7 protein-coding genes and 1 pseudogene are annotated in these 9,476 nt (G+C 71.4%); 4 read left to right on the forward strand and 4 right to left on the reverse strand.

Translation table 11 applies throughout. The features are described 5' to 3' along the window. Positions 1 to 1,691 precede the first annotated feature (1,691 nt). Entirely contained in the window at positions 1,692 to 2,753 is a 1,062-nt protein-coding gene (locus tag B7767_RS39740; protein ID WP_107486596.1) for an ABC transporter permease, read from the forward strand. An 85-nt stretch (positions 2,754 to 2,838) separates the two neighbouring features. Here B7767_RS39740 and B7767_RS48835 read toward each other — a convergent pair. Together B7767_RS48835 and B7767_RS39750 are read right to left on the reverse strand one after the other, a co-directional pair. After that, positions 2,839 to 3,216, reverse strand: a pseudogene (locus B7767_RS48835) (glycosyltransferase); the annotation flags it as partial. Between the two features lie 129 nt (positions 3,217 to 3,345). Then, positions 3,346 to 3,720 (reverse strand): metalloregulator ArsR/SmtB family transcription factor, encoded by a 375-nt coding sequence (locus tag B7767_RS39750; RefSeq protein ID WP_085576173.1) that lies wholly within the window; start codon positions 3,718 to 3,720, stop codon positions 3,346 to 3,348. A 103-nt stretch (positions 3,721 to 3,823) separates the two neighbouring features. Here B7767_RS39750 and arsM point away from each other — a divergent pair, with 103 nt between their 5' ends. The 3 genes from arsM (at position 3,824) to B7767_RS39765 (ending at position 6,527) form a co-directional block, all read left to right on the forward strand. Next, positions 3,824 to 4,717: an arsenite methyltransferase gene (arsM, locus tag B7767_RS39755; RefSeq protein ID WP_085576174.1), complete on the forward strand. Its 894-nt coding sequence runs from the start codon at positions 3,824 to 3,826 to the stop codon at positions 4,715 to 4,717. A 174-nt stretch (positions 4,718 to 4,891) separates the two neighbouring features. Beyond that, positions 4,892 to 5,683 carry a sulfite exporter TauE/SafE family protein gene (locus B7767_RS39760; protein WP_085576175.1) on the forward strand — a complete coding sequence of 264 codons (792 nt, stop codon included), beginning with the start codon at positions 4,892 to 4,894 and terminating at the stop codon, positions 5,681 to 5,683. A gap of 184 nt (positions 5,684 to 5,867) precedes the next feature. Continuing rightward, positions 5,868 to 6,527 (forward strand): DUF4291 domain-containing protein, encoded by a 660-nt coding sequence (locus tag B7767_RS39765; protein ID WP_107486598.1) that lies wholly within the window; start codon positions 5,868 to 5,870, stop codon positions 6,525 to 6,527. A 328-nt stretch (positions 6,528 to 6,855) separates the two neighbouring features. Here the strand turns inward: B7767_RS39765 and B7767_RS39770 are convergent, their stop codons facing one another. Then, the gene (locus tag B7767_RS39770) at positions 6,856 to 8,397 is read right to left on the reverse strand and encodes a fused MFS/spermidine synthase (RefSeq protein ID WP_085576177.1); all 1,542 of its coding nucleotides are present in this window, start codon (positions 8,395 to 8,397) and stop codon (positions 6,856 to 6,858) included. A 259-nt stretch (positions 8,398 to 8,656) separates the two neighbouring features. Continuing rightward, a partial coding sequence (locus B7767_RS39775; protein WP_085576217.1) for a PP2C family protein-serine/threonine phosphatase occupies positions 8,657 to 9,476 on the reverse strand: 820 nt, incomplete at its 5' end.

The raw sequence follows: 9,476 nt of genomic DNA on the forward strand, positions 1-9,476 counted from the left end.
ACGCGCCTCGCGGTGCCGGTCCGTCCGGGCGGGCTGGGAGCGGCCCGGGCGATCCGGTGCCCGGGCCGGGCGCCGGTGGCCGTGCGGTCAGGGGTTGGCCGAGGTGGCGTCGGAGAAGGGGGCGAGCGGATCGTCCTCGTAGCCGACGACGGGGCAGTCCATGGCCACCGGCCCCCGGGAGAGGCCCACGAGCCGGGCCTGAACGGTCGCCTCGGAGGGCGGCCCGGCCGGGCCGAGACCGAGTGCCCGGGCCGCACGGGCATGTCCTGCCGGTACTCGTCGGCGACCGCCCGGAGTTGCTCGGCCGTCCGTCCGGGAGCCTCCCGCCACCACGGTGCCACGAGACACGACCGCACCGGCTCCTGCGCCCCGACCGCGAGCGGGCCGGCCTCCCGGTGTCCGGGGAACCGCCGGCCGGGGTACCGCCGAGCGGCGGCCTGCTTCTCGGCACCGGCCATGAAGGCCTGGTCCGTCACCACGGGGGGAGTGACGAACCAGGCCCAAGGCCACGGTCCCACAACCGCCCTCGGCACGTCCGGTCCGCGGGTCAAGTCGCCGCAGAAAGGCGCGATGTCGTCGCCTCGGCCTCCAGCGGCCCGGCCGGCAACCGCCTTGCGCGGTGGGGTCGCGTCGGCCGGTGCCTTGCCGCCGACGGTCGTGTGCCGGGGGGTACGGGTGTCCGGCTGTCCCTCCGTGGGCTCCACGCCGGGTAAACGGGGGCCGGACGACTGCCCGCCGTGGTCGAGCATCCGGTCCTCGGCATCCGCAGGGTGACGGACAAGGGCGGCGCCCCGGACAACGACGCTCATCGTGCCGGGGCGCGGTGCGGCCGGTTCCCCGGGTGGCGTCCGAGTCCTTACAGGGCGGCAGGAGGGGTCTTCGGCTCGAAAACGTTCCGCGGTGCGCTCGGCGGGGAGGCGGGCGCCCTGCGCAGAACCTGGGCCAGGTCGCGGTGTATGCGATCGGCTTCGCCACGCACCTGGGCGGGGACGTCGCCGCGTTCGGTGACGAGACGGCTGTAGATGGGGGTTTCCTGGAACACGGCGAGGACTGCTTTCTGTCGGAGGTGGCTGGGCGTGCGCTCGGTGCTTGCTCCACGGCTCGAGGCCGAACCGGTTCGTCAGGTCGGCGAACACCTCCTGCGTGCTCTCCTGGAGCGCGTGGTCCCCGCCGGTGGACAGGAGCGCGGTGGGGCGGCGGGCGCCGCCGGGGATGCCGGGGACGCCCAGCCGGTGCGTGGCGAAGGGGACCAGCGGTGCGCTCTTCGAGGTGGTGGGGGTGATGGTGGCCTTGAGCAGCAGGTCGCTGTCACGCCGGAGAGAGCGGGCCGGTTCGGAGACGAGACGGCGGTGACCGTGCCGGGCGGCACGCCGAGGTGCTCACGCGGTCGAGTCCGGGAAGGGGCCATGCACGGCAGCCTATGAGTGGCCACTGACAAAACGGGGACCGTTCCAGGATGTGGCTCCGGCGCGTCCCCGCCCGGATCGGGTCACACCCGTACTCAGCGAAGCGGACGACCCCGAGTACCGGCACCGCCTGCGCGAGATGGCTCGACCTGTCGCGGATTCCGCACGCCCAGCCACCGAAGACGGTGCCCCCGCACCAGAACGCCCGCGGGGGCGGCGTGGGTGCTCCCACGGGTGACGGCGCTATTGATGCCCTTGCACCTTGCTTATGGAAACGTCCTGGCCATGGCCGACATGTCTCATGGTGCCCACGCCCAGCCGCCGACGCGCGGACAGCGGTGGTCCGAGTTCCGGCAGTCACCGTTGTGGCCGGCCATCGTGCTGGTGCTCATCCTGGCGGCTGCGGCCGGTCTCTTCGCCGGCTCGTACACCTATTCCATGGCCGATCCGACGCCGCGCTCGATCCCCACGGCCGTGGTCGGCTCGTACGAACAGGCCCGCGGGCAGGCCTTTCTGGACGCCCTGGAGAAGGCGTTGAACGCGTCCGTGAAAGTGCACGTGTACGACAGTGCCGCCGAGGCTCGTCAGGCCATGGACGACCAGGAGGTCTTCGCGATCCTCGATATCCGCGACGACGGGAGGACCGCGGTCCTCGACCTGTCGGGGGCCTCCGGGGCCTCGGTCGCGGAGGTGCTGGCCGACACGGCGCCGGCCGTGGGGGAGGAAACCGGCGTCGAGGTCACCGTCCGGGACCTCAACCCGCTGCAGGAGGGCGACCCTCGCGGACTGGCGATCTTCTACATCTCGCTGGCCGCCGTCATCATCGGCTTCGTCGGGGCGATCCAGCTCAGCGTGCACGCACGGTCCCTGACGCCTTTCGAGCGCGTCCTGTTCACCCTCGCCTACGCACTGCTCGGCGGATTCGCCATCGTCGCGACTGTGGACTGGCTGCTCGGCGCGCTCGACCTGCCGTTCGCGGAGTCGTGGCTGATCCTGGCGCTCACCCTGTTCGCCAGCGGCATGGTCTTCACCATGTTCAACACCCTGTTCGGGCGTTGGGCGATGCTGCCGACGTGGGGGCTGATGATCCTGCTGGGCAACCCCTCGTCAGGCGGTGCGGTGTCCTGGCCGCTGCTGCCGTCCCCGCTGGGCGAGATCGGCAAGTGGCTGCCGCCCGGCGCCTCGGTCAACGCACAGCACACGGCGGTGTACTTCCAGGGGCACCAGCACGCGTTCCCGTTCCTGGTGCTGGGCGGGTGGGCCCTGCTGTCGTGTACGGTCTTCTGGATCTGGCGGCACCGGCACCCCGGCGGTCGCGAGCGCCGTCCGGCGCACGCCGAGCCGTAACGGCCCCGGTCACCCCGCCAGATCCGCGACGAGGGCGTGCACCCGGGCCGGAGTACCAAGCGGGTCGGGAGCATCCGGAGGATGTTCCCGCGGGTCTCGGCGGAGGGAGGTACATCCCCAGGTTCGGCATGCCCGTGGCCCGGCCCGGATGCCGGCCGAGGGGGGCCGTGGTGGTCGACAGCAGGAGCAGGTCCGTACCCTCGGCCATCGCGTCGGCGAAGCCACGGCCGAGTTCGGTGACGAAGGCTGCGGCGCTGCGCATCGTCGGCTCACGCCTGCCGGTGACGGCGCCGCGTCCGCGTGGGCCGGCGGACAGGGAGCGGAAGGCCGGCCCGGCATCGCGCACCAGGGGCGTGAAGGCGTCCGTGGCGGCCGGGGTGACGTCGTATCCGGCGTGGCGCGGGTGAGCGCCCAGACCCGTGCAGGGCACGACGCCGCCGCGCGGTCCGGCCGCGGCGATCAGAATCCTCGCTGCTTCTCCTTATCGCTTCTCCTCGGAACCGGTACGGCCGCCTGTGCGGCGGGCGGCGTCGGTGTGGACCGTCTCGCACAGGTAGGAGGCCAGGCCTGGGCACTGCTGCGAGGGCGGCGTTCACGCGGTGGCTTCGGCGGGCCGTGTGGTGGTCAGGAACGCGGCCGGCTCGTCCAGGACGCCAGGCAGCGCCCGGTAATGGACCCAGGTCCCGCGGCGCTCGCAGTCGACGAGTCCGGCCTCGCGCAGGAGCTTGAGGTGGTGGGAGATCGTCGACTGGGACAACTCGAAGGCCGGGGTCAGCTCGCACACGCAGACCTCCCCGCCCGCGCCGCGCGAGGCGATCATCGACATCAGCCGCAGCCGGACCGGGTCGCCCAGGGCCTTGAAGACCTTCCCCAACCCGGCCGCCCGGTCCTCGTCCAGCGGCGCGGCGGACAGACCCGGGCAGCAGGCGGCGTCCTGACCGATCACCACAAGCCCTTGTTTCGGCATGCTTCTATGTTGACGTTTTTCGATCCAAGGCGCAAGGTTGAATCAATGAACATCAATACAGACTGTTCCGGGCCCCCCGTGGCCCGTCACCTGGGAGTGGATCATGAGCGAGCAGACCACCGACCTGCGTGAAACGGTCCGTCGGCGGTACGCGGCGGCGGCCGTGAAGGTCACCGAGGGCGGCAGTGCCTGTTGCGGGCCCGAGCCGGTCGAGGTCGACGAGAACTTCGGCTCCACCCTGTACGCCGCCGACGAGCGCGACGTCCTGCCCGTGGAGGCCGTCGCCGCCTCCCTCGGCTGCGGCAACCCCACCGCCGTGGCCGAGCTCCGCGAAGGCGAGCGCGTCCTGGACCTCGGCTCCGGCGGCGGCATCGACGTCCTGCTGTCCGCCCGCCGCGTCGGACCGGCCGGGAAGGCGTACGGACTGGACATGACCGACGAGATGCTCACCCTCGCCCTGGCCAACGCGGCACGGGCGGGCGTGACGAACGCCGAGTTCCTCAAGGGCACGATCGAGGCGATCCCGCTGCCCGCGGACACCATCGACGTCGTGATCTCCAACTGCGTGATCAACCTGTCCGTCGACAAGCCCGCCGTGTTCGCCGAGACCTTCCGGGTGCTCAGGCCCGGCGGCCGGATCGGCGTCTCCGACGTCGTCGCAGACGACACGCTCACGCCCGCCCAGCGCGGCGAACGCGGTGACCACGTCGGCTGTATCGCGGGCGCGCTGTCCTTCGCCGAGTACCGGGAGGGCCTTCAGGCCGCGGGGTTCACCGATATCTCGATCACCCCGACCCATGCCGTCGCCGACGGCATGCACTCCGCCGTCGTCCGCGCCGTCAAGCCGGCGGCCGCCGACACCCGCTCCGAGGCGGGGGAGCCGGCCGATGCCTGCTGCGGAGTGAGCGCCTGCTGCACACCGGCCGAGACGTCCGCCGACCCCGCCCTGACCGTCACCGAGGCCAAGAGCACCTCCGGGTGCGGCTGCCAGGGCTGACACGGAGCCGGCTGCCGGCCGTCGAAGTCCGGCAGTCGGGCGGCTGGACCCATCGGGGCCGGGTCCGGGTGCCGACCGGGCTGCTCCTGCTGTGCGTGAACATCCTGTTGCCGGTCCGCCCCGCCCGGTCCCTCGCCCTGATACTGGCCTGGTGATCGAGGAACGGGGGCGGCCGTGGACGGGACGGTGCTGGGCGGGCTGGCAGCCGGAGTGCTGATCGCCGCGGTGACCGCCCCGGTGGGCGTGTCGGGAGCCGTGTTCCTGCTGCCCGTACAGCTGAGCCTGTTCTCCGTGCCCAGCCCCGCCGTCACTCCGACGAACCTGCTGTTCAACGTCGTTGCCGGGCCCGGCGCCCTGTGGCGCTACCGTCGCAGCGGCATCCTGGGCGATCCCCTCGTCCGACGCCTGGTGACGGGCACGCTGCCCGGAGTCGTACTCGGCGCCGTCGTCCGCGTCTTCGCCGTTCCCGGACCGGCCGTCTTCCGCCTGCTGATCGCCCTGTTCCTGCTGCCACTCGGCCTGTGGCTGTGCGCCCGTACCTTCTTCCCGGCTCGCCGCCGACGGGCCGCGCCCGAGCCGTCCGCGCGCGCCCTCACCGTCCTCGCCCTGGTCGTGGGCACGGTCGGCGGGGTGTACGGCATCGGAGGCGGCTCCGTGATCGGGCCGATCCTCGTCGGACGCGGTCTGCCCGTCCAACGGGTCGCCCCGGCCGCGCTCGCCGCGACCTTCACCACGTCCGTGGTGGGTGCCGCCGCCTTCGGGGTGCTGTCGCTCGTGAGTTCCGGGGACGTGGCGCCCGACTGGCAGCTGGGTCTTGCCTGCGGGACCGGTGGGCTGATCGGCGGCTACCTCGGCGCCCGCCTGCAGCCCCACCTTCCGGAGACCGCACTTCGGCTCCTGCTCGGCACCCTCGCCGCCGCCCTGGGCACGCTGTACGCCACCCGGACTCCGTGGCTCCAAGGCTGAACACCGCATACCTCGGACCCGTACCTGGTACCAGCCGTACGCGAAGCCCTCAACGCCGGCCAACCGCCTCGCCCGGGTTCGTCCCGGCACGGCATCCGGTACCGCGTCGCCCGCAAGGGGATCGAGACCTCACAGCGGCTCGGCCGCCACCGCGGACTCGGTGGCCTCCCGTCACGGTAATTCGATGGCGTGCGCGAAGACGTGTGGTCACCCTGGTCCCGTGACAGAACCCAAGTACCGGATCCGAGCCCTGCACACGGACCGCACGATCACCGTCTACCAGGCGTACTCGCCGGTGATCGGCCTGGCGGCGGCCCGGGACGGCCGTTTCCCGGCGGAGTGGAAGCGGGACCGGATGACGTGGATCAAGCCGTCGTTCCTGTGGATGATGTACCGCTGCGGGTGGGGCGGCAAGGAAGGCCAGGAGAGCGTCCTCGCCGTCGAGATCACCCGGGAGGGTTTCGAGTGGGCACTGCGACACGCCTGCCTGTCCCACTACGAACAAGGCCTCCACACCGATCGCGCCACATGGAAGAGCCAGTTGAGGCGGGCTCCCGCCCGGGTGCAGTGGGATCCCGAACGCGACCTGCGCCTCCAGCCGCTTCCGTACCGATCGCTCCAGCTCGGCCTCACCGGCGAAGCCGCACACCGCTATGCCGACGAGTGGATCGTCTCCATGGCCGATGTCACACCGCTGGCCCGTACGGTCCACGCCCATGTACGAGACGGAGAGCTGGACACCGCCCGGAAGCTCCTGCCGCGTGAAAGCCCCTACCCCGTGAGTGATGAGGATCTGGCCCACCTGTACCGACAGGTCAGCACCACCCATGGAGACGACTTCTGAGGAGAGTTCCGTCCCGGCGGAGGCGTTCGGACGGTTCGGGTGGCGAGACGGCTTCAGCCGATCGCGCGTGTGGCGACCGGATCGAGTGGGTCCATGGTGGATGCGGTCGCGTACGGGAGCGTCCGTAGGAGCAGGAAGGGGCGCCTGCGAGGAGGTCTCCCAGTCGGGCGGAGAACAGGGACCAGCCAACGAGGCGGCGCGAACGAGCGAGGAAAGGCTTCCTGTTCCGTGGGCGGAGCACAGCGGTTCCTGCCCGCGTTCAGCGGTGTCCCCGCCGCTCTTCCGGTGCCGTCGGCCGGCCCGCCGCGATGTGGTGCCGTGTGTCTCCTCACCGGCCGCTCCGGCTGTAGGGCTGGAGGAGCTGGTCGACGGGCGCGTAATCGTCGGTGAGCAGTGGGGCGTCACCGATCCAGGACGTGAGGTCGTCGCCCGTGGAGATTTCCCAGCCGGTCTTCCGGGTGTTCAGTGCTTCCCGCATCGCGCGCAGGTCGATTGTCCGGTTGGAGGCGACCATCACCAGATTGCCTCCCTCGGGGGTGGCGCTCGGGCCGGGGCCGATGTCACCGGGTTCGCCGAGAAGGGCGACGTGCTCGAACGTCTCGCTCAGTGTGGCCGCCTCGGCACGCGCGAAGGCCAGGTCACCGTGATCGATGAGGTTGGCGACGTACAGACCGTCCTCGTCGAGCACCCTCCGCACATCGGTCATCGCTTCCACCGTGGTGAGGTGCCACGGGACGCTGACGCCGCCGAAGGCGTCGCCGACGACGAGGTCGCGGCTGCCCGTGCCGAGTCGCCGCAGGCCCAGGCGGCCGTCCTCGGCGCGTACGTCGATACCGTGCTCCGGCCTCGGACCGAGTCGGTCGCGATCGATGCGCACGACCCCACTGTCGATCTCCGACACGAGACTGCGCGTTCCGGGGCGCGTGGCCGCGAGGTAACGGGGCAGGGTGAGTCCGCCGCCGCCCAGGTGGTGGGCGGCGAGCGGCTCCCCTTCGGGAAAGGCGGCATCGACCACCGACGCGATGGCACGCACGTACGTGAACTTCAGGAACGTCGGGTCGTCGATGTCGACGTAGGAATGTCGTACGCCGTCCAGGACGAGGATGCGGCCGCTGTCCCGGTCGGGGTCGGCGACGACCCGTGCGCAGTGGTACCTGGTTTCGATGTCGCAGCCGCCCGGCGCGACCATGGTGGCGAGGCCTCCGGCGACGACCACCAGCGTCAGGGCAGGGGTGCCGCCCCACCTGCGCATCCGCCATTCGAACAGCGCCGAGCCGACCACCAGCAGTGTCCCCAGGCCGATCAGGATGCCGCTGACCGGTAACCGCGACACGAGGACGAAACCGGTCAGGACGGTACCGAAGATGGCACCGACGGTTCCCACGCCGGACAGCCGGCCGACGACCGTTCCGGTTTCGGCGAGGCTGGTGAGTCGCAGCTTGGTCACCATGGGCGTCACCGCGGACAGCAGGGCGCCCGGCACGAGGATGGTCAGCGACGCGATCAACAAGAGCACCGCGGGTGCCCACTCCGCCGTGCTGCGCAGCACGGCGGGGGTGAGCGCCACGACCGCTCCCGACACTCCCAGCGAGGGGCCCAGGAGCCGGCGCGGATCGACCTGATCGGCCATGCGTCCACCCAGCCATGAGCCCAGAGCGATCGCCGTGAGGGCGATGCCGATCACCATGGTGCTGGTCTCGAGGGTGAGGCCCAAGTAGGGAGCCAACAGCCGCAGGGCGACGATCTCGACCACCAGGACTGCGGCCGACGACCCGAACACGAGCACGGCGGCACCACGCGGACCCAGGCCGTGATCTCGAGGCGCACCCTCGGCGACAGACGAGGAAGACAATCCGGTCACGGGCGACATCCTTCCATGTGACTTCGTCCGCCGGGCGCCACGGCGAAAATCCCGCAGCCTTCAGGGTGTCCGAAGGGGTGCCGCATGGTCGGCGGTGGTACGTCGGTCCCTGTTCGTCGATCGCGGTTGCGCCGTTCTCCGCCGCGGCAAGCCGTATTCGGCCCGGACCCCGCTGAGGACGCGGGCGGTGCGTCCGTCCTCGTCTCGAACGTCGAGAGGTCCTCGGAGCGCGGACGTGCCGCCGCGGCAGCCCTGGTCCCCGGCCGGGCTACCGCTCCGGGACCCCGGTGTTCCGGTAGCGCACGGCGAGGGCCGCGATGTCGTCGTCGAGCCTTCCGCCCGCGTAGTGGAACAGGTCCGCGTGGAGCCGGTCCAGCAGTTCACGGGGTGTCGCCTGGTTGTGCCGTCGCGTCCAGTCCGCCAGCGGGAAGAACTCGCCGGCCCGGTCGCGGGTCTCCGTCACGCCGTCGGTGTAGAGCAGCATCTGGTCGCCCGGGAGGAAGGCGGTGGTGTCCACGTGGTAGTGGTCCCCCAGGAGGGCGGAGAGGTTCAGGGGGGTCGAGGCGAGGGTGGGCTCGAGAACCTGGACCTCCCCGCCGCGCAGGAACACCGGTGGCGGATGCCCGCAGTTCAGGATGCTGATGTGCCTGCCACCGTGCGGGATCTCGACGATCAGGGCGGTGGCGAAGTGCTCGATCTGATCGTCGGCGGGGACACTGGTGCTGTAACGGGAAACGGTGCTCTGGATCCGCCGGATGACGGCCCTGAGGTCGGGCTGGTCGTACGCGTTCTCCCGGAAGCAGTTGGTCACCGCGGAGGCGGCACCCACCGCCGACAGGCCCTTGCCGCGCACGTCGCCGATGAGCAGCCGGACGCCGTGCGGCGTGTCGGCGACCTCGTAGAAGTCGCCTCCGATCCGGGCCTGTTCCTGGGCCGCCAGGTACAGCGACTCGATCTCGACATCCCGCACTCGGTGCGGCAGCGGTCGCAGCAGCACCTTCTGCGCCGCGTCGGCGACGAGCCGGACCTGGAAGAGCGTCTCCTCCCGCTGGAGTCGCAGATGGCTCGCGTACGCGGCCGCCAGGGTG

The organism is Streptomyces sp. 13-12-16, from assembly GCF_002114215.1.
Lineage (GTDB): Bacteria > Actinomycetota > Actinomycetes > Streptomycetales > Streptomycetaceae > Streptomyces.